The sequence below is a fragment of the Mesorhizobium sp. BR115XR7A genome (genome assembly GCF_020165315.1).
In the GTDB taxonomy this organism is placed as follows: Bacteria; Pseudomonadota; Alphaproteobacteria; order Rhizobiales; family Rhizobiaceae; genus Mesorhizobium; species Mesorhizobium australicum.
This window is the reverse complement of sequence record NZ_JAIUHW010000001.1, coordinates 331,930-351,480: the sequence shown is the minus strand read 5'-3', so window position 1 is coordinate 351,480 and position 19,551 is coordinate 331,930. Positions and strand designations below refer to the sequence as shown.

Here is a 19,551-nt window from a genome sequence, read left to right as displayed (position 1 = left end):
ATTCAGCAAGCGAGCGGCTGATCTTGCTAGAGATACTGGGCGACTTTCTTGCCGACGGTCAGGAAGCGCAGCGGATCGATCGCCTCGCCATTGTGACGCACTTCATAGTGCAGATGCGGGCCGGTCGAGCGCCCACTGCTGCCGGTCTTGCCGATGACGGCGCCGGCGTCCACTTTCTCGCCTACCGTCACGTCGATCTCGCTGAGATGTCCGTAACGCGTGGCAAAGCCATTGCCATGGTCGATCTCGACCATGCGGCCATAGCCGCCATTCCAGCCGGCCTTGGTGACGATGCCGGGCGCGGTGACCTTGGCCGCCATGCCGATCGGCGCCCTGAAATCCATGCCCGAATGCAACGCGGCCGTGCCGAGAATGGGATCGGTGCGCACGCCGAACGGACTGGTGACGGAGTGGCCAGGGGCAGGGTTTGCAAGCGGTAACCGACGCGCTTCCTTCTTGAGATGATCGAGCGTATCCAGCGCCTCGTCCAGTTCCTTGACCTTGCTGTCGAAGATCATCGACGAGTCGAGCGGAATCAGCGGTCCGCCGACATCGCTTTCGTTCTTGCCGAAATCACTGTCGACCGGCAGTCCGGCCGTCTGCAGCGCCTGCTGGATGGCATCGGCGCTTTTGTAGGCATTGTCCGCGAGCGTGTTGATGCGGCTGAGCTGTTCATTCTCGATGGATTTCAGCGACTGGTTGATCGAGACGAACAGCCTGTCCGCGCGATCGGCGGCTGAGTCGCTGGGCAGCGGATCGGTGCGGGTCGACCACAAGGAGAAGGGCCTTGTATCGGCGGTGCCGAGGTCCGCGCCCAGGCTGGCAACCGCGTAGTTCCGCGCTGGCTGGCTGATGCTGCCGGTCACCTCGGCGCGCTTGTCCGGCTTGGCGGCCGCGGCCGGATCTTCGGCGGGCACCGTTCCGATATCACCTTCGGCGCGTTCGAGCAGTGGGCCGAGACGGCCATGCCGCTGGCTGAGCTGCGTCTGGCGCTCAAGCAGTTCGCTGACTTTGGTCTCCATCAGTTGCTGGTCGAGCAACTGCCTGCTGGTGATGCGGTCGACCTGGGCGCGAAGCGCCGAAATGCGGTCCTCGTAGGCCTGCTGCATGCGCGCCTGGCGCGCCGTGGTGGCGCCGATCAGGTCGTCGCGTAGCACGAGATAGGATGTGGCCAGGAGGTAGCCGATGACAATGGCGGCGAGTGCTGAACCGATGAATGCCGCCAGCCAGGGGCGGATCGTGAAGTGCCTGATCTCGTTGCCCCGGGCGATGATGATCGTGTGCGGTTCCTTGCGCCTGCCGAAGACTGCGGACTGACCGGTTGCGTTCACGGGACCAAGCTTTCGTTACGACACCACGACCGCCTGATTACACATTATTAGGGTTAACAAAGGCTTGCCGTATCGGCAGCGCGACGCCGAATGCACGCAATGCAGGCGAGAGGTTGCATGGAAATCGCCAGCTACGGCCGCTACGTCGCGAAATCGTTGGCGAGGAGCACCAATGTTCCGCCAGCAGCGGTCAGTCACGCGCTGAGCAAGCTCCAGGTTTCTTAACTGTATTCGATTGCATTTAATTGACTCTTTTCGAGTAAAGACCTGCTGGTATTTCGGATTCACCGTGGCGGTAGGAATGCTGGACGACCTGGTTGGCAAGATCCTCGACAAGATTTCGGGCACCAGTCTGCTGGCGACCGGGCTTTTGCTGCTGACGGCCCTTGTCAGCGCGCTCGTGGCCTATTGGCGCACGGTCGAGGAGAAGAGCTGGAAAGAATTTTTCGAGTTCGTCGTCCCCCATGAGGTCATCACCCATCCCTCCGCGAAGGCCGACCTGCTGTTCTGGGTCACCAGGAAGGCCCTGATGCCTTTCCTGATGCTGCCCGCCGGAATTGTCTTCGTCACGGCGGTGGGCTACGGGACCAACTGGCTGTTTTCGACACTGTTCCAGTTTCAGCCGCCTCTGATCGAGGGGCCGGCAGGACCGGTGACGGTGCTGATCTTCACCATCAGCATGCTGCTCGCCTACGACATTTCCTATTATCTCTATCACGTCGCCCAGCATCGCTACCCCCTGCTTTGGGAACTGCACAAGGTGCATCACTCGGCCGAGGTGCTGGTCGGGATCACCAAGGACCGGGTCCATCCGCTCGACGAGTTGATGAACCGAGCCTGGGACGGGCTCATCGTGGGGCTGTGCTTCGGCATTTGGTCGCTGATTTCGCTGAACCTTGTCGAACTGACCGTCTTTGGCGTCAACGTCTATGTCATGCGGAACATCCTGATGATGGATTTCGTCAGGCACACGCATTTCAAGATCTCGTTCGGCCCGCTCAACAACTTGATCCTGTGTCCTCATTGGCACCAGCTGCATCACAGCGTCGATCCGCGCCACTACGACAAGAATTTCGGGCTGCTCTTCTCGTTCTGGGACCGGCTCTTCGGAACATTGTGCGTGCCGAGGCCCGACGAGGACTTCAAGTTCGGACTGGTCGACCGCGATGTGCGCGACTACCAGTCGCTCGCCGGCCTTTATGTCATGCCGCTGAAGCGGATGTGGGGTCATGTTGCCAGGCGCATCCGGCCTGGAAAGCGACAGCCACGGACTGCGCGACCATCGGAAGGGACACGGCCATGAACGCTCCCGTCACGCTCTCCGTCCCGCGGACACGCACCTTCGAAATCGTGACATCGGCGGTGCGCCTGGCCGAGATCGCACCGGCCTGGAGCGCGCTCTGGCAGCGGGCTGGCGGGCTTGTCTTCCAGCATCCCGACTGGATCGCGGCCTGGTGGCGCACCACCCCGCATCAGGAGCGGCGCGCCCTCAGGATTGGGCTTGCCTGGAACGGCGACCGGCTCGAGGGCGTGATAGCGCTCGCGACCTTCAGGCGCTCCGGCATCCGCATGCTCGAATGGGCGGCGAAGGATCACAGTGACTATGGCGACGCGCTGGTTGCACCCGACAGCGACCCGCAGGCGATCTCCCGCCTTTGGCAGCATGTTTTCGATCAGGGCGGCTTCGACCTGATCTACCTCAATCGTCTGCTGCCGGATGCCGGTGTTCATGCCCTGCAGTGCCCGACCCATGGCAAAGCGCTTCGGCCCAACCACCGCGGTGAAATCAGCTATCGTGTCACTGGTCCCTGGCAGAGTGGGGCGGAATGGTTCGAGACGTTGTCGAAAAAGGGTCGGCAGAACTATCGTCGTGGCCGCAAGTTCATGGAAGAGAGCGGCGCATTGCGTTTCCGCTTGCTGGATGCGGATGACCCGCGCGAGCCGGTGCTCGAGCGGGTCGCGACGCTGAAGCGGCTCTGGCTCGTTCGGCATGGCCGCGCTTCGGATCTGTTCGATGAGGGCTCGCCGGTTCTTGCCGCGCTTATTTCCGTGCTGGCCGACCTCGGGCTGTTGCGCATTTTCGTGCTGGAGCTTGACGACACGATCATCGCGGTCTCGATCAACTTCGAGCAGCACGGCACGATGATGGCTTTCGTCACCACCTACGATCCCGAACACGAGCGCGCCTCGCCGGGTATGGTGCTGATGATGGACTATATCCAGTGGTCGCTCGACCGTGGCCTTGCCACGATTGATTTTCTCTGCGGCGGCGAGGATTTCAAGCGCCGCTTCGCCACGCAATCAGTCGCGCTGTCGTCGATGATGGGTGCGCGCGGCTTGCGCGGTCATCTCGCCGCACTGGCCGATCATGTGGACCATGTTTCGAAATCCTGGAAGACCCGGCGGCAGCCGAAAGCCGACGCGGTGCCTGACGAATAGCGCCACGTTCGTCGTTTGCGTCGTGGGCTTTGGCGACGCTCAAAGCGCGCGAACGGCTTCCAGAACGGCCTCGGCATGGCCCTTGACCCGGACCTTGCGCCAGATCTTGGCGATCCGTCCGTCACGGCCGATCAAGAATGTCGCGCGCTCGACGCCCATGTATTTGCGGCCATACATCGATTTCTCGACCCACAGGCGGTAGGCCTCGATCACCTTGCGCTCCTCGTCGGCGGCAAGATCGATGGTTAGATCGTATTTCGATTTGAACTTGTCGTGTTTCTTGGCGCTGTCGGGCGACAGGCCGATGACGACAGCGCCGGCCTTCTCGAATTCCGGCTTCAGCCGCGAGAAGCTGATCGCCTCTTGCGTGCAGCTTGTCGTGTCATCCTGAGGATAGAAATAGAGCACGACTGGCTTGCCGGCGGATGCGGCCAGGCTGAGCGATCCGCCGCCGTCCCGCGGCAGATCGAATTGCGGCGCGGGATCGCCTACTTCGAGGTCAGCCATATCGATGCCCTTGTTTGAGGTTACGCGCGAAGCCACACCGATATAGTGTCGACCGGGGATTCGTCCACGAGCGAGTTTGTACAACGGAAGATTGCGTGGATCAGGAGCAACCGCAGCACGAGAAGATCCGGTTCAGGCGGGACGAAATCACCGACCTGGGCGCCCTGCCGTCCGCGTGCCGCGTCCCGCCTCTTGGCCAGGCGGCGATCGGCCGCGGCTTTCGCATCCTTTCGCGCGTGTTTGCCGGCTTGGTCGCGTTCATGCTGCTGGCCGCGACGGCGGTCTATCTCATCGGCCTTTCCGGCATTGGTTCTGACCGGCTGCGCGTCGAGGCGGAGAGCGCCATCGAGAGGCTGGCGGGCCTCGACGTCAATGTCGCTGTCGGGCCCGCCCGCATCACGCTCGACAGTTCGAGCTTCGTGGCGCTGCAGGTGAGCGATGTCAGCCTGAAGACATCGGACGGCAAACCCATGGCCGATGCCGGGCGTGTGCGCTTCGGCATCCGCCTGGTGCCGCTTTTGTGGGGCGAGGTGCGGCTGACCAGCGCCAGGATCTCCGATGCCCGCATCGTCATGGCGGCGATGCCGTCCGGCGGCGACTGGACGGCGGCACTGCGCAACGAGAACGGCCTCGTCGATCCGGAGAAGCTGTCGGACGCCGTGTTCGGCTACATCCATCGTGCGCTCGACGCCGTGCGGGAAGATTCGATGCGCCGGATCGATCTCAGCAATGTCGAGTTCGTGTTGCCCGACGCTGGATCGATCAAGCTGGTCAAGATCGCCGACGCCACCGTGGTTCAGTCGGGGCCGGGCGGCATGGAGTTCACCTCCGACGCCGACATCGACGGCAGGACAGTCACCGTTGTAGCTTCCGCCACCCGTAACATCGCGGCGCACCGGGTGACGGCGTTGGATGCCAACATCAATCTGGCGGATGCCGGCGCCACCGCCGCCGGCTCCGGCAAGCTTGGTGCCGTCGCGCTGAAGTTGACAGGATCGGAAGGGTCAGGTGCCACCGCATCACGCTTGACCGCCGCCCTTTCGTCCACCGGGTCCGTGCTGGATCTTGGCACACGCGGGCTGCTGCCGGCGGATGCCGATCTCAATGCGACGCTTGTCTATGGCTCCAACAAGATCCAGGTCGACAGGCTGCTCTTGAAAACCGGCAGGTCTTCATTCGATTTCGGCGGCTCGATCGGGCCAAAACCAGCAACCGGGGTGGCTGGTGAGGAACCCTCCTACCGTTACGATCTGACCAGCGACGGTTCGACCCTGGCGCCATCGGAATCGCCTGAGCCTGCGCTGATGTTCCTGGCGCGCATCGCCGGCGTCTACCAGCCGCAAAGCCATAAACTGGTGGCCGAGCAGATCGCGGTTCGGTCCGCCGGGAGCAGCGAGGTGCTTGGCACCGCGGCTGTGGAATTCGTCGAGGGCAAGGCTCCCGGGATCAATCTGGCGCTCAACATCCATGACATGCCGGTCTCGCACGTCAAACAGCTGTGGCCGTGGTTTTCGGCGCGCAATGCGCGGCTCTGGGTGCTGAACAATCTGTTCGGCGGCCGCGTGGTCGATGCCAGCCTCCAGTTCCAGGTGGTGCCGGATCGCCTCGGCAATGGCGTGCCGCTTTCCGCCGACGAGGTCTTCGGCCGCTTCCAGATCGAAGGCGCGCGTTTCGACACTGCCGGCCGCATCCCGCCGATCCGCGACGCGGTGGGCGTGGTCGGATTCCACGGCAACGACGTCGACGTTTCCTTGTCGTCGGGCACCGTCTTCATGCCGAGCGGCCGCACGGTGGCGGCCAGCAACGGCACGCTGACGGTCAAGGCCGCCAACCGTCCGCCGGTCATCGGCGCACTTGACATCGATGTCGAGGGGGAGGCGCCGGCCGTCGCCGAGCTTGCCTCCTACGAACCGATCAACGCGATGCGCCATGTCGGCATCCTGCCTGAGGATCTTTCCGGCAGCGTCACCGGCCACGTCAAGGCGGATATTCCGCTGCAGTCGGGCGTCGATACGGCGAAGCTCGATTGGCTGGTGTCGCTCGACTACACCGGCCTGTCCCTGGCCAAGCCGTTCGAGGGGCAGGCCGTGACTGACGCGGACGGCTCGATCACGGTCGACCCGCAAAAGGCTGTCATTTCGGCCAAGGCATCGCTGAACGGCATTCCGGCCGAACTCGATCTCGTCGAGCCGTTGGTGGATGACGGGCCGGCGCGCAGCCGCAAAGTCGCCCTTGTGCTCGACGACAAGATCCGCGCCGCCGCCATGCCCGGCCTGACGCCGCTGCTTGGTGGAACGGTGAAGGTCGCGATCGACAAGAGTGGTAGCGGCAACCAGAACGTTTCGGTCGACCTGACCAATGCCAGGCTGGACATTCCCTGGGCCGGCTGGAGCAAGGGGGCGGGGGTTCCCGCCAGCGCCACCTTCGTCATGACCAAGGCCGGCGACACCACGACGCTGTCCGACTTCGACCTCGGTGGCAAGACATTCTCCATCGATGGCAGCATCGTGCTGGTCAACGGCGCGCTGTCGTCGGCCAAATTCAGCAGGGTCACCCTGAACCGGGGCGATGACGTTTCCGTGTCGGTGAAGCGATCGGGCAAGGGCTATGCGGTCGGCATCAATGGCAATGCGCTTGATGCTCGTTCGTTGATCAAGCAGTTCACGTCCGATGTGGACACCGCGACCAAAACGACAGGAACAGACAATATTTCAGTCAGTGCGGACGTCAATCAGCTCACCGGTTTCCACGACGAGCAGCTCTCCAACCTGAAGCTCGACTACAGTGCGGCCGGTTCGCGGGTGAACGGACTGAAGGTCAGCGCGACGGCGAGTTCGGGTGCCGCCATCGCCATCAGCAACACCACCGGCGACGGCAGGCGTTCGCTCAATGTGCAGTCGGCGGACGCCGGCGCCATCCTGCGGTTCCTCAACATCTATGAGCACATGGAAGGCGGATCGATCACGCTGGCGCTGACCGGGGGCAGCGACGGGCCGATGAAGGGCAAGGTCGACACCAGCAACTTCTTCATCGTCAACGAACCCAAGCTCGCCTCCATCGTCTCGACCACGCCGGCCGGCGACAGCCGCAGCCTCAACCAGGCGGTGAAGGGCAAGCTCGACACGTCGCGGGTGAAGTTCGAGCGCGGCTACGCCGAAATCGACAAGGGCAGCGGTTATCTCCGGCTGACCAATGGCGTGCTGCGCGGTCCGCGCATCGGCACGACCTTCCAGGGCATCCTCTACGACCAGAACAACAATATGGATATGACCGGCACCTTCATGCCGGCCTACGGCCTCAACCGCATCTTTGGCGAACTGCCCATCGTCGGCGCGCTTCTGGGCAATGGCCGCGACCGCGGCCTGATCGGCGTCACCTACCGCCTCAGGGGCAATGCCAACAAGCCCGTGCTCGACGTCAATCCGCTGTCGGTGATCGCTCCGGGGATATTCAGGTCGATCTTCGAGTACCGCTAGAGCGAAACGGTTTTCCGCCCGGAATTGCCTCAAGACACATAGTTGGAGCCGTTTCCGGGAAACGGCTCCAAGGGCCTTAGGCCGGCCTGACCAGGATGTGTTTTTTCCTGCCCAATGAAAGCTTTATGACGTTTTCCGGACTCAAATCCTGAAGCGTCACCAGCCGGCGGTCGTCGCTGACCGCCTGGTCGTTCAGGCGCACGGCGCCGCCCTGGATGTGCCGCCGTGCCTCGCCATTGGATGATGCCAGCCCGGCGCTGACCAACAGCGACAGGATGCCGACACCGGCTTCGAGCGCGGCCTTGTCCGCCTCGACGGCCGGCAAAGTGTCGGCGAGAGCGCCTTCCTCGAAAGTCTTTCGCGCCGTCTCGCTGGCCTGTTCGGCGGCCGCGCGGCCATGCAGATGGGCGGTAATCTCGGTCGCGAGGATCTTCTTTGCCTCGTTGATCTCGGAGCCGCCCAGCCGCTCGAGCCGTGCGACCTCGTCCAGCGGCAATGTGGTGTAGAGTTTCAGGAACCGGGCAACGTCGGCATCCTCAGTGTTGCGCCAGTACTGCCAGAACTCGTAAGGGCTCAGCATCTGCGGATCGAGCCAGACCGCACCCGACGCCGACTTGCCCATCTTGGCGCCGGACGAGGTGGTCAGCAGCGGCGTGGTCAGCGCATAGAGTTGCGCATCTTCCATACGGCGGCCGAGATCGATGCCGTTGATGATGTTGCCCCATTGGTCGGAGCCGCCCATCTGCAGGCGGCAGCCGAGGCGCTTGTAGAGTTCGACGAAATCATAGGCCTGCAGGATCATGTAATTGAATTCGAGGAACGAAAGCGATTGCTCGCGATCGAGCCGCAACTTGACGGAATCGAACGCAAGCATGCGGTTGACGGAAAAGTGCCGGCCGACATCGCGCAGGAAATTGACGTAGTTGATCTCCATCAGCCAGTCGGCATTGTTGACCATGACCGCGTCATTCGGGCCACTGCCGAATTTGAGGTAGGGCATGAAGTTGCGGCGGATGCCGGCAAGATTGTCGTCGATGTCTTGCGGCGTCAGCAGCTTGCGCGCCTCGTCCTTGAAGGAGGGGTCGCCGATCATCGAGGTACCGCCGCCCATCAGCGCGATCGGCCGATGGCCGGTCTGCTGCAGCCAGTGCAGCATCATGATCTGGATCAGCGAGCCGGCATGCAGGCTCCTGGCGGTGGCGTCGAAGCCGATATAGGCCGTCACCGTCTCCTTGGCGAAGAGTTGATCGAGACCGGCATCATCCGAGGTCTGGTGGATGAAACCGCGCTCGCTCATCGTGCGCAGGAAATCGGATTTGAAGGCAGGCATGGTTTTTTCCCGAAAGCGTGTGCCCGTCCAGCGCGAGCAATGTGAACGCGCGCGTTTAGCACCCAAGGGCGATCAGCAAAAGTGGAATCCGGTTTTGCGCCTGATCGCGCGCCAACAAGGAGTCCGCGATCAGCAAAAGTGGATCCGGTTTTGCGGCCGGCGCGGATGGCATTTGCGAATCCTTGCCTCATCCATGCCGCTGGCGTAATGAGGCGCCGCGCAAGGGCAGCGCCCGCACGCCGCGACGGGGTCGTCCCGCAGATCAGATCCGGAAAGCTCCCGCGATGAACAGAAACTACCTCTTCCTCTTTCTGTTCAGCTTGGTCATGAGTTTCAGCGGCTTGGCGAGCCTTCCGCCGATCGACCGCGACGAGTCCCGCTTTGTCCAGGCGACCAAGCAGATGGTCGAAACCGGCGACTATATCGACATCCGCTTCCAGGATGTCTCGCGCTACAAGAAGCCGATCGGCATCTACTGGCTGCAATCGGCTGCCGTCGCATTGAGCGGCGAGGGCGCGGCCGCACCGATCTGGGTGTACCGCCTTGTCTCGATGCTCGGAATCGCGCTCGCTGTCCTGGGCATCGGCTGGACGGGCACAAAATTGTTCGGCGCCAATGCCGGCCTTGCCGCCGGCCTGATGATGGCGGCGATCTTCGCAACCGCCTTCGAGGGCCGCGACGCCAAAACCGACGCCATGCTTCTGGCCTGCTGCGTGGCCGCGCAGGGCGCGCTGGCGCAAGTCTACCTGGCGTCGCGCCGCAACGAGCCGGTGGCCGGCCATCTGCCGTGGATATTCTGGTTCGCGCAAGGCGTCGGGATCCTCATCAAGGGACCCGTGGCCCCGCTTCTGTCACTGCTGACGGCGGCCGCGCTGTTTGCTTTCGAACGCGACTGGCGCTGGCTTTTGAAGCTGAAGCTCGTGCGCGGCGTCGCGCTCGTTTTGCTCATCGTGCTGCCCTGGGTCGCTTTTATCGGCTGGAAGAGCGGCGGCGCCTTTTTTCAGGAAGCCGTCGGCAAGGATATGCTGAACAAGGTCGCATCCGGAGAGGAATCGCACGGCCTGCCGCCCGGCTTCTACATGCTGACCTATTCGCTGTTCATGTGGCCGTTCGGCCTGATCGCGGTCGGCGCCGGCCTGCAGGCCCTCAATCGTGTGCGCGACGATTTCAGGCTGCGCTTTTGCCTGGCATGGTACATTCCGTTCTGGCTGGTGTTCGAACTCATCCCGACCAAACTGCCGCATTACGTCCTGCCGGCCTATCCCGGCATGGCGCTGCTGATCGGCTGGCTGCTGACGTTGTCGCCGCAGGAGGCCAATGCGCCGCTCAAGCGCTGGCAGCAGTGGTTGTGGTGGTCGACCGCGTTCGGCCTGGTGGTGGTCAGCCTCGGGCTGGCGGCGGTCTGTATCGGGGCGCCGATCTACCTTACACACAGTTTCTCGTGGTGGAGCATTCCTGCGGCAGCGTCGGCGCTGGGCGCCGGCTATCTCGCATTCTCCAGGCAGTTGCAGGTGCCGCTGCCTCGCATTGGAGCCACCGCCGCCTGCGCGGGCATCACCTATGCCTTGCTGTTCGGGGTCATCGCGCCATCGCTGAAGCCGATGTGGCTGAGCCCGGCGATCAGGCAAGCCGTGCTTGCCAACCAGGCATGCGACACAACGGTGCTGGCCTCGGCGCGGTATCAGGAGCCGAGCCTGGTGTTTCTGGTCGGTACGAAAACGGTGCTGACCGATGTCGGAGGCGTGGCGGAGCATCTGCTCGCCGATCCTGCCTGTGCCTTGGGGCTGGCCCCGATCGGGGATGAGCAGAAGCTGAATGGCATGCTGTCGGCCCGAGGCAAATCGGTGAGCCGCGTCGCTGAAATCGATGGCCTCAACTATTCGTCGGGAGACAAACTGTCGCTCGGCCTTTATCGTGTGGCCCAATGACGGCTGGGTCGATGACAGAGTCCAGTTTCCAATGCTCGTGAAATCACGCCCACCGGTTACCAACTCCCTCCTCGGGATAGGACGCCGGTCCCTCGACAATTTTCGCGACACCCTGCGGATCGCAAGGCGGCGCCTCGCCGTTCGGCCCGCTCGCTATCCCAACATCTCATGGTGGGCGTGGGGACTGGTCTGGGTCTTTCTGACGGCAGCCGCCTTTGTTCGTCTCGATACGCCGGCGGGGGTAGCCCATGGCCAATGGTCGGCGGGTGCCGCCAGGCTTGCCGAATTCTTCACGCAGTTCGGACTGGGCGGCTGGTATCTCATCCCGTCCGCGCTTCTGCTTGTCGCGGCCAATCTGACGGATTGGCGAAGCCTTTCGCGGCGCGCGCTGATGCTGGTCTACAGTTGGACTTGTCTGGCTTTTCTGGTGCTGAGCGCCGTTGGCCTGTCGGGCCTGACCGTCAATGTGCTGAAATATGCCATTGGCAGGGCGCGCCCGCTCTACTTCCAGGATTTTGGCGTCCTTGCACTGCACCCGTTTGCCTTCGATGCGCGCTTTGCCGGCTTTCCGTCAGGCCACGCCACGACGATGGGCGCCGTCTTCGGTATCCTGCTGCTTTTGTTTCCGCGGCGTTGGTATATCGCCCTGGTGGTCACCGGCTGCATCGCCTCGACCAGGATATTCGTCGGCGCGCACTATCCGAGCGACACCGTCGCCGGCTTCGGCCTCGGCTGTGCCTTCGCGGTGGCGTGCGGACTGGTCTTTGCCAGGCTCGGTTTCATCTTCCGGCCGGCAGCTTCAGGATTGCCGGTCCGCAAATCATCGTTCCGGCTTATCGCCCCGGAAAAATAAGCTGCCGGACCGTACCGCAGCATATGGCGAGGCGGACATTGCCCGCCCGCCCATAGCCCCGCGAACACGCCTGGCCAGATGTCTCAACGCAGCCGCTTCGGCCTCGGATCGGACAATTCTCCCGCCAGCCGCCGATCGAGGTAATCGGAGCATTCCTCGATCAAGAGATCGGCGTCGTTGGCGAAAAAGTGGTTGGCGCCGGGCAGGGTCTTCTGCGTGATGGTGATGCCCTTCTGCGTATGCAGCTTGTCGACCAGGCCCTGCACATCCTTCGGCGGCGCCACCTTGTCGGCGTCGCCATGAATGATCAGGCCCGAAGACGGGCAGGGCGCCAGGAAGGAAAAATCATAGGTGTTGGGCTGCGGTGCGATCGAGATGAAGCCCTCGATCTCGGGCCGGCGCATCAGCAGCTGCATGCCGATCCACGAACCGAAGGAATAGCCGGCGACCCAGCAGCTCTTGGAATCCGGATGCAGCGACTGCACCCAGTCGAGTGCCGCCGCCGCGTCCGACAACTCGCCGGTTCCATGGTCGAACTCGCCCTGGCTGCGGCCGATGCCGCGAAAATTGAAGCGCAGCGTGGTGAAATCACGCTTCTGGAACATGTAGAAGAGGTCGTAGACGATCTTGTTGTTCATCGTGCCGCCGAACTGCGGGTGCGGATGCAACACGATGGCAATTGGCGCGCTCTTTTCCCGCGAGGGCTGGTAGCGTCCCTCCAGGCGGCCGGCCGGACCGGTGAAAATGACCTCAGGCATGAAATACTCCACGTGACATACAAGTGCGCGGTGCCCGGAAAACTGTTCCTCTGGCCCCGCTTCCACAGACCTTGACGCAGGGCGAGCGTCTTCATAGAAGCTAGTTTAGAATTGTTCAAAACTGGGTGGCCGAAACGCAATCGCCCGGTCGCCCTCGCCGCAAGCCGCGTAAATAGGACGGCTTGCCTTGGAATTTCAAGGAAATAACGCCATACGTCGGCGGAATGGCTTCTGACGGGAAGAACTGGACAAAAATGGCCGCGAGACGCGCCTATCTCGACTATAATGCCAGTGCGCCGCTGCTTTCATCGGCGCGCGAGGCCATGGTCGCGGCGTTTGATGCGGCCAACCCTTCTTCGGTCCATGCCGAGGGGCGCGCCGCGCGTAGGCTCGTCGACAATGCCAGGCGCGACGTGGCGGCACTGGTCAACGGCAAGGCCGAACATGTCGTCTTCACTTCGGGTGCGACCGAGGCCGCCTCGGCGCTTCTGACGCCGGACTGGCGGATGGGGCGCGGCGCCATTCGCATGAGCCGGCTCTACGTGTGCGAGGCCGACCATCCGTGCCTGCTGAATGGCGGACGTTTCCCGGCAAGCCAGGTAACGCGGATCGGTGTCGACGCCGATGGCATCGTCAACCTCGACGCCTTGACCGCGGCGCTCGCCGGCCACGACAAGGCCGACGGCCTGCCGCTGGTGGCGATCCACGCCGCCAACAACGAAACCGGCGTCATCCAGCCGATCGATCGCATTGCCGAAATCGTCAAGGCGGCGGGCGGCATTCTTGTCGTCGATGCCGTACAGGCCGCTGGCCGCGTCTCGATCGACATGGCCGCTGGATACGCCGACTATGCAATTCTATCCTCACACAAGATCGGCGGCCCCCAGGGCGCCGGTGCCATCGTCGCCGCGGCCGACCTGATGATGCCGACGCCGCTGATCAATGGCGGCGGCCAGGAAAAAGGCCACCGTGGCGGCACCGAGAACCTGCCTGGCATTGCCGGGTTTGGCGCCGCTGCACGAGAAGCCCTGGCCGGACTGAAGGCCGTCGGTGCCGTGCGGCAGCGTCGCGATGAGGCCGAAGCCATCCTGAAGACGCTGGTGCCGGACGTGGAAATCTTCGGAACGGGCGCGCCAAGGCTTGCCAACACGACATTCTTCGCTATTCCCGGCATCAAAGCCGAAACCGCTCAGATCGCCTTCGATCTGGCAGGCGTGGCGCTTTCCGCCGGATCCGCCTGCTCGTCGGGCAAGGTCGGGCCGAGCCATGTGCTGAAGGCCATGGGGCACGGCGACAGCCTTGGTGCCCTGCGCGTCTCGGTCGGTGCCGCGACCGCCGCCGAGGACATCGAACTGTTCCGCGCCGCGCTGGCAAGCATTGCCGCGCGTCGGGCGGGTAGAGAGAAGGCCGCCTAGCGGTTGGAGCAATCGGACCGGAGAATCCGATGCTTGAGAAAAACGGATTTGGGCCTTTCGGCCTGGTAGAGCCGTGCGTTTCATGCTGGCCGGGTGAATTTCCGGTGGAGGCGCACTATATTGAACTTACGCTGCCGCGGATGCTGCTCGGGCGTCCATTTGGCGGTGCCATAGTTTGAAAACTGTCGGGCCTTGACCCCGGCGTGGATGGAGAACGCTTATGCCTGCTGTGCAGGACACGATCGATCGGGTCCGAAAGATCGACGTCGACCAATACAAATACGGATTCCAGACCGAGATCGCCGTCGACAAGGCTCCCAAGGGCCTGAGCGAAGACATTATCCGTTTCATCTCGGCCAAGAAGGACGAACCGTCCTGGATGCTGGAATGGCGCCTCGAAGCCTATCGGCGCTGGCTGACGCTGGAAGAGCCGACCTGGGCGCGCGTCAACTACCCCAAGATCGACTTCCAGGACATCTACTATTACGCGGCGCCCAAGAGCACGCCCGGACCGACTTCGCTCAGCGACGTCGATCCTGAGATCTTGAAAGTCTACGAGAAACTCGGCATTCCGTTGAAGGAGCAGGAGATCCTCGCAGGCGTCCAGAAGACCGACGCCTCGGAGTTCGAGGAAGCCAGCGACAACGTCTACAAGTCGGGCCGCGTCGCCGTCGACGCCGTGTTCGATTCCGTGTCCGTCGTCACCACCTTCAAAAAGGAACTGGCGCAGGCCGGAGTCATCTTCTGCTCGATCTCGGAAGCTATCCGCGAGCATCCCGAACTGGTGAAGAAATATCTCGGCTCGGTCGTGCCGACCTCCGACAATTACTACGCCACACTGAATTCGGCCGTATTCACGGACGGGTCCTTCGTCTTCGTGCCGAAGGGGGTGCGCTGCCCGATGGAGCTGTCGACCTATTTCCGCATGAACGAGAAGAACACCGGACAGTTCGAGCGCACGCTGATCATCGCCGAGGAGGGGGCCTACGTCTCCTATCTCGAGGGCTGCACGGCGCCGCAACGCGACGAGAACCAGCTTCATGCGGCGGTGGTCGAACTGGTCGCGCTCGACGATGCCGAGATCAAATATTCGACGGTACAGAACTGGTACCCCGGCGACGCCGAGGGCAAGGGCGGCATCTACAATTTCGTCACCAAGCGCGGCGACTGCCGAGGCCACCGATCGAAGATTTCGTGGACGCAGGTCGAGACCGGCTCGGCCATTACCTGGAAATATCCAAGCTGCATCCTGCGCGGCGACGATTCCGCGGGCGAATTCTATTCGATCGCCGTGTCGAACGGCTATCAGCAGGTCGACAGCGGCACCAAGATGATCCATCTCGGCAAGAACACGTCGAGCCGCATCATCTCCAAGGGCATCGCCGCCGGCTTCTCGCAGAACACCTATCGCGGCCAGGTCTCGGCGCACCGCAAGGCGACCAATGCCCGCAACTTCACCAACTGCGACAGCCTGCTGATCGGCGACCAGTGCGGCGCCCACACCGTGCCTTATATGGAAGCCAAGAACTCCACGGCGCAGTTCGAGCATGAGGCGACCACGTCGAAGATTTCCGAGGACCAGAAATTCTATGTCATGCAGCGCGGCATTCCCGAGGAGGAAGCCATCGCGCTGATCGTCAACGGCTTCGTCAAGGACGTCATCCAGCAACTGCCGATGGAGTTCGCGGTCGAGGCGCAGAAGCTGATCGGCATCTCGTTGGAAGGCTCGGTGGGCTGACCAGCCCAGATAAATATTCAGGAAACAAAGAATGCTTGAGATCAAGAACCTGCACGCCCGCATCGTCGATGACGGCACCGAGATCATCCGCGGCCTGAACCTGACGGTGAAAGCCGGCGAGGTCGCCGCGATCATGGGCCCGAATGGCTCTGGCAAGTCGACCCTGTCCTACATCCTTGCCGGCCGCGAGGACTATGAGGTGACCGAAGGCGACATCCTCTACAACGGCCAGTCGATCCTCGAAATGGATCCGGCCGAGCGCGCTACGTCAGGAATTTTCCTCGCTTTCCAGTATCCGATGGAGATACCGGGCGTCGCGACCATGGAATTTCTCAAGGTGGCCATGAACGAGCAGCGCAAAGCGCGTGGTGAAGAGCCGCTGAAAATCCCGGAATTCCTCAAGCGCGTGAAGGAAGCCGCCGCCTCGCTCAGCATGGACATGGCGATGCTGAAGCGGCCGCTCAATGTCGGTTTTTCCGGTGGCGAGAAGAAGCGTGCCGAGATCCTGCAGATGAAGCTTCTGGAGCCGAAACTCTGCGTGCTCGACGAGACCGATTCCGGCCTCGACATCGATGCGTTGAAGATCGTCTCCGACGGCGTCAACGCGCTGCGGGCGCCGGACCGGGCATTCCTGGTCATCACCCACTATCAGCGCCTGCTCGAGCACATCGTGCCCGACAGCGTGCACGTGCTCTACAAGGGCCAGGTCATCAAGTCGGGCGACAAGTCCCTGGCGCTCGACCTTGAAGCCAATGGCTATGCCGGTGTGATCGGCGAAGCCGCGTGAGATGCCAGGTCATTTTGTGCCAAAAGACGGGGCAAAGCTGATGAATATGCACACACAACCGCAGCGCACACCGGCCGAGACCGCGTTGATCGACGCGTTCGGCGACCGGCTGTCGCTGTTGCCGGGCGACGGCGCGGTGATGCTGAAGCGCGACGATGCCATCGAAGCGATCAAGCACGGCTTGCCGACGCGACGCATCGAATCCTGGCATTATACCGACCTGCGCCGTCTTTTGAACGCGGTGCCGGAGTTCGACCCGGCCGCCGCGGCGAAAGCCATCGCGCCAATCGTCGACGGTTCGACGGTTCTGAGCCTGTTGAACGGCGCATCGAGCGCCAAGGCGCCGATTGTCGAGGGTGTCAGCGTCCAGCGCCTGTCGGAAAAGCTGATTGACGGCAGCATCGCGCCGGGCCTCGATCCCTATGGCAATGACGATGCCATCGGTGCGCTGAACACGGCTTTCGTTGCCGACGGCTACTTTGTCGACATCGCCGATGGCGCCGAACTGGAAAAGCCGGTCGAGCTGCAGAATTTGCAGGCCGGCGGCCAGACCCATGTGCGCTTGGCCGCTCGCGTCGGCGCCGGCGCCAAGGCCGTTATCGTCGAGCGTCAGGCGGGCGAGGGCGCGGCGCTGACCAGTTCGGTCAGCCAACTCGTGCTCGGCGAAGGTGCTGAGGTAACGTGGCTGATCGTGCAGGAGCAGCCGGAGACGGCGACGCATCTGGCACAGTTCAAGGCCCATATCGGCAAGAACGCGAAACTGACGCTGTTCGTCATGAACGCCGGCGGCAAGCTTGTGCGCCAGGAGATCATGGTCAGGACGACAGGTGAGGGCGCCGACTTTCAATTGCGCGGCATCAACCTGCTCGCCGGCGACACCCACACCGACGTCACCATGGTGCTCGACCACGCCGTGCCGCACACGACCTCGACGGAGATCGTCCGCAACGTGGTGACGGGCAAGGCGCGTGGCGTCTTCCAGGGCCGCATCAACGTCCATCAATATGCGCAGAAGACCAACGCCAAGATGGCGTGCAACACGCTGTTGCTGTCGGATGACGGCGAGTTCTCGACCAAGCCCGAGCTCGAAATTTTCGCCGACGATGTCGTCTGCGGCCACGGCGCGACGGTGACCGAGATCGACCACGACCATCTGTTCTACCTGATGGCGCGCGGCGTCGACGAAAAGAGCGCGCGCGGTCTGCTGGTCAAGGCTTTCGTCGCCGAGGTGATCGAGGAACTGGACGACGAGACGATTGTCGAGGCGCTGGAAGCGAAGCTCGACGAGTGGTTCGTGACGCACGGGTGAAGCTGATGAACGCACCGGGCAAGATTGGAGATTTCTACGACGTCGAGGCGATCCGCCGCGATTTCCCGATCCTGTCGCGCGAAGTCTACGGCAAGCCGCTGGTCTATCTCGACAATGGTGCCTCGGCGCAGAAGCCGCGGGTGGTGCTGGACACGATCCAGCACGCCTACAGCCAGGAATACGCGAACGTCCATCGTGGCCTGCATTTTCTGTCCAATGCCGCCACCGACGCTTACGAAAAGGCGCGGGAAACGGTGCGCCGTTTCCTCAACGCGCCAAGCACCGACAACATCGTCTTCACCTCCAACACGACGTCGGCCATCAACACCGTCGCCTATGGCTATGGCATGCCCAATATCGGCGAGGGCGACGAGATCGTGCTGTCGATCATGGAGCACCACTCCAACATCGTGCCCTGGCACTTCATCCGCGAGCGGCAGGGCGCCAAGCTGGTCTGGGTGCCGGTCGACGATCTCGGCGTCTTTCACATCGAGGAATTCGAAAAGCGGCTGTCCGATCGCACTAAACTCGTGGCCATCACGCAGATGTCGAACGCGCTGGGCACGGTGACACCGATCAAGGAGATCGTGCGCATCGCGCATTCGCGTGGAATTCCGGTGCTTGTCGACGGCAGCCAGAGCGCGGTGCACATGCCGATCGACGTGCAGGATCTCGATTGCGATTTCTTCGTCTTCACCGGCCACAAGGTCTACGGTCCCTCGGGCATCGGTGTGCTCTACGGCAAGAAGGATAGTCTCGCCGGCATGCGGCCCTTCATGGGCGGCGGCGAGATGATCGAGGAGGTGACGGAAGACATCGTCACCTACAACGAGCCGCCGCATCGCTTCGAGGCCGGCACGCCGCCGATCGTCCAGGCGATCGGACTGGGCGCCGCGCTCGACTACATGGACTCTGTCGGCCGCGAGCGCATCGCCGCGCATGAGGAAGACTTGAAGACCTACGCCCACGAGCGCCTGCGCGCCATCAACTCGCTGCGCATCTTCGGCGATGCGCCCGGCAAGGGCGCCATCATCTCCTTCGAGCTGCAAGGCATTCATGCCCATGACGTGTCGATGGTGATAGACAGGCAAGGCGTGGCGGTCCGTGCCGGCACCCATTGCGCCCAGCCGCTGTTGAAACGTTTCGGCGTAACCTCCACATGCAGGGCATCGTTCGGCATGTATAATACCAGGGCCGAAGTCGACGCTTTGGCCGAGGCGCTTGAAAAAGCGCGCAAATTCTTCGGATGACGATTTTTTTCGGGTGACGACCATGGATGATGTGAGCACCACCACCGAAGCTACGCCGGAAGCCGCCGGCAACAGCGTCGTTTCCGCCTCGGCAATTCCCGCTGATGAGCTGGCGCGGTTGACCGACGACATCGTCTCGGCGCTGAAGACGGTCTACGACCCGGAAATCCCGGCCGACATCTACGAGCTTGGCCTCGTCTACAAGATCGACGTCGAGGACGACCGCTCGGTCAAGATCGACATGACGCTGACCGCGCCTGGCTGCCCGGTGGCCGGCGAAATGCCCGGCTGGGTTGAAAATGCCGTCGGCGCGGTCGAGGGCGTCTCCGGCGTCGAGGTCAACATGACTTTCGATCCGCCCTGGACGCCCGACCGCATGTCCGAAGAGGCGCAGGTGGCGGTGGGCTGGTACTAGCGCCGCACCTGGCAC

Annotated in this window: 18 protein-coding genes; 12 read left to right on the top strand and 6 right to left on the bottom strand. The window is 62.8% G+C overall.

Annotated features, from left to right (window positions below; all coding sequences use genetic code 11):
- Nucleotides 1–26: 26 nt before the first annotated feature.
- On the bottom strand, nt 27–1,331 hold the full coding sequence (locus LB557_RS01925) for a M23 family metallopeptidase (RefSeq protein WP_015318180.1): 1,305 nt from the start codon (nt 1,329–1,331) through the stop codon (nt 27–29).
- 301 nt (nt 1,332–1,632) lie between these two features.
- Between LB557_RS01925 and LB557_RS01920 the strand changes: the two genes are divergently transcribed.
- Together LB557_RS01920 and LB557_RS01915 are read left to right on the top strand one after the other, a co-directional pair.
- Nucleotides 1,633–2,634 carry a sterol desaturase family protein gene (locus tag LB557_RS01920; RefSeq protein ID WP_140717484.1) on the top strand — a complete coding sequence of 334 codons (1,002 nt, stop codon included), beginning with the start codon at nt 1,633–1,635 and terminating at the stop codon, nt 2,632–2,634.
- Entirely contained in the window at nt 2,631–3,770 is a 1,140-nt protein-coding gene (locus tag LB557_RS01915) for a GNAT family N-acetyltransferase (RefSeq protein WP_224644139.1), read from the top strand. Before LB557_RS01920 ends, LB557_RS01915 begins: the two co-directional genes overlap by 4 nt.
- 39 nt (nt 3,771–3,809) lie before the next feature.
- Here the strand turns inward: LB557_RS01915 and LB557_RS01910 are convergent, their stop codons facing one another.
- Nucleotides 3,810–4,277 carry a peroxiredoxin gene (locus LB557_RS01910; protein ID WP_015318177.1) on the bottom strand — a complete coding sequence of 156 codons (468 nt, stop codon included), beginning with the start codon at nt 4,275–4,277 and terminating at the stop codon, nt 3,810–3,812.
- A gap of 95 nt (nt 4,278–4,372) precedes the next feature.
- Here LB557_RS01910 and LB557_RS01905 point away from each other — a divergent pair, with 95 nt between their 5' ends.
- The gene (locus tag LB557_RS01905) at nt 4,373–7,753 is read left to right on the top strand and encodes a DUF3971 domain-containing protein (RefSeq protein ID WP_224644138.1); all 3,381 of its coding nucleotides are present in this window, start codon (nt 4,373–4,375) and stop codon (nt 7,751–7,753) included.
- A gap of 76 nt (nt 7,754–7,829) precedes the next feature.
- Here LB557_RS01905 and tyrS read toward each other — a convergent pair whose 3' ends face one another.
- Complete coding sequence (tyrS, locus tag LB557_RS01900) at nt 7,830–9,083, bottom strand: tyrosine--tRNA ligase (RefSeq protein ID WP_224583011.1); 1,254 nt, start codon at nt 9,081–9,083, stop codon at nt 7,830–7,832.
- A 284-nt stretch (nt 9,084–9,367) separates the two neighbouring features.
- Here tyrS and LB557_RS01895 point away from each other — a divergent pair, with 284 nt between their 5' ends.
- Together LB557_RS01895 and LB557_RS01890 are read left to right on the top strand one after the other, a co-directional pair.
- Nucleotides 9,368–11,011 (top strand): ArnT family glycosyltransferase, encoded by a 1,644-nt coding sequence (locus LB557_RS01895; RefSeq protein ID WP_224644137.1) that lies wholly within the window; start codon nt 9,368–9,370, stop codon nt 11,009–11,011.
- A 31-nt stretch (nt 11,012–11,042) separates the two neighbouring features.
- A complete protein-coding gene (locus LB557_RS01890) occupies nt 11,043–11,864 on the top strand; it encodes a phosphatase PAP2 family protein (RefSeq protein WP_224644136.1) in 822 nt (273 codons plus the stop codon).
- 83 nt (nt 11,865–11,947) lie between these two features.
- Here the strand turns inward: LB557_RS01890 and LB557_RS01885 are convergent, their stop codons facing one another.
- The gene (locus LB557_RS01885; protein WP_015318172.1) at nt 11,948–12,622 is read right to left on the bottom strand and encodes an alpha/beta hydrolase; all 675 of its coding nucleotides are present in this window, start codon (nt 12,620–12,622) and stop codon (nt 11,948–11,950) included.
- Between the two features lie 254 nt (nt 12,623–12,876).
- On the opposite strand from LB557_RS01885, the gene LB557_RS01880 reads away from it, so the two are divergent.
- Genes LB557_RS01880 through sufC form a run of 4 tightly spaced genes read left to right on the top strand, consistent with a single transcriptional unit; the run spans nt 12,877 to nt 16,562 of the window.
- Entirely contained in the window at nt 12,877–14,037 is a 1,161-nt protein-coding gene (locus LB557_RS01880; protein ID WP_224644271.1) for a cysteine desulfurase family protein, read from the top strand.
- Between the two features lie 29 nt (nt 14,038–14,066).
- Complete coding sequence (locus LB557_RS01875) at nt 14,067–14,216, top strand: hypothetical protein (RefSeq protein ID WP_181171053.1); 150 nt, start codon at nt 14,067–14,069, stop codon at nt 14,214–14,216.
- Nucleotides 14,217–14,257: 41 nt separating this feature from the next.
- The gene (sufB, locus tag LB557_RS01870; RefSeq protein ID WP_224644269.1) at nt 14,258–15,775 is read left to right on the top strand and encodes a Fe-S cluster assembly protein SufB; all 1,518 of its coding nucleotides are present in this window, start codon (nt 14,258–14,260) and stop codon (nt 15,773–15,775) included.
- Nucleotides 15,776–15,806: 31 nt separating this feature from the next.
- Complete coding sequence (gene sufC, locus LB557_RS01865; RefSeq protein WP_015318168.1) at nt 15,807–16,562, top strand: Fe-S cluster assembly ATPase SufC; 756 nt, start codon at nt 15,807–15,809, stop codon at nt 16,560–16,562.
- Between the two features lie 9 nt (nt 16,563–16,571).
- Here the strand turns inward: sufC and LB557_RS31815 are convergent, their stop codons facing one another.
- Both LB557_RS31815 and LB557_RS31810 read right to left on the bottom strand, forming a co-directional pair.
- Nucleotides 16,572–16,760: a hypothetical protein gene (locus LB557_RS31815; protein WP_224644267.1), complete on the bottom strand. Its 189-nt coding sequence runs from the start codon at nt 16,758–16,760 to the stop codon at nt 16,572–16,574.
- Nucleotides 16,761–16,772: 12 nt separating this feature from the next.
- Nucleotides 16,773–16,841 carry a hypothetical protein gene (locus tag LB557_RS31810; RefSeq protein ID WP_411970519.1) on the bottom strand — a complete coding sequence of 23 codons (69 nt, stop codon included), beginning with the start codon at nt 16,839–16,841 and terminating at the stop codon, nt 16,773–16,775.
- Between the two features lie 37 nt (nt 16,842–16,878).
- Between LB557_RS31810 and sufD the strand changes: the two genes are divergently transcribed.
- Genes sufD through LB557_RS01840 form a run of 3 tightly spaced genes read left to right on the top strand, consistent with a single transcriptional unit; the run spans nt 16,879 to nt 19,536 of the window.
- Complete coding sequence (gene sufD, locus LB557_RS01850; protein ID WP_224644264.1) at nt 16,879–17,871, top strand: Fe-S cluster assembly protein SufD; 993 nt, start codon at nt 16,879–16,881, stop codon at nt 17,869–17,871.
- Between the two features lie 5 nt (nt 17,872–17,876).
- Complete coding sequence (locus tag LB557_RS01845) at nt 17,877–19,121, top strand: cysteine desulfurase (RefSeq protein WP_015318166.1); 1,245 nt, start codon at nt 17,877–17,879, stop codon at nt 19,119–19,121.
- A 22-nt stretch (nt 19,122–19,143) separates the two neighbouring features.
- Nucleotides 19,144–19,536, top strand: a complete 393-nt coding sequence (locus tag LB557_RS01840) for an SUF system Fe-S cluster assembly protein (protein WP_023773197.1) — start codon at nt 19,144–19,146, stop codon at nt 19,534–19,536.
- Nucleotides 19,537–19,551: the final 15 nt, after the last annotated feature.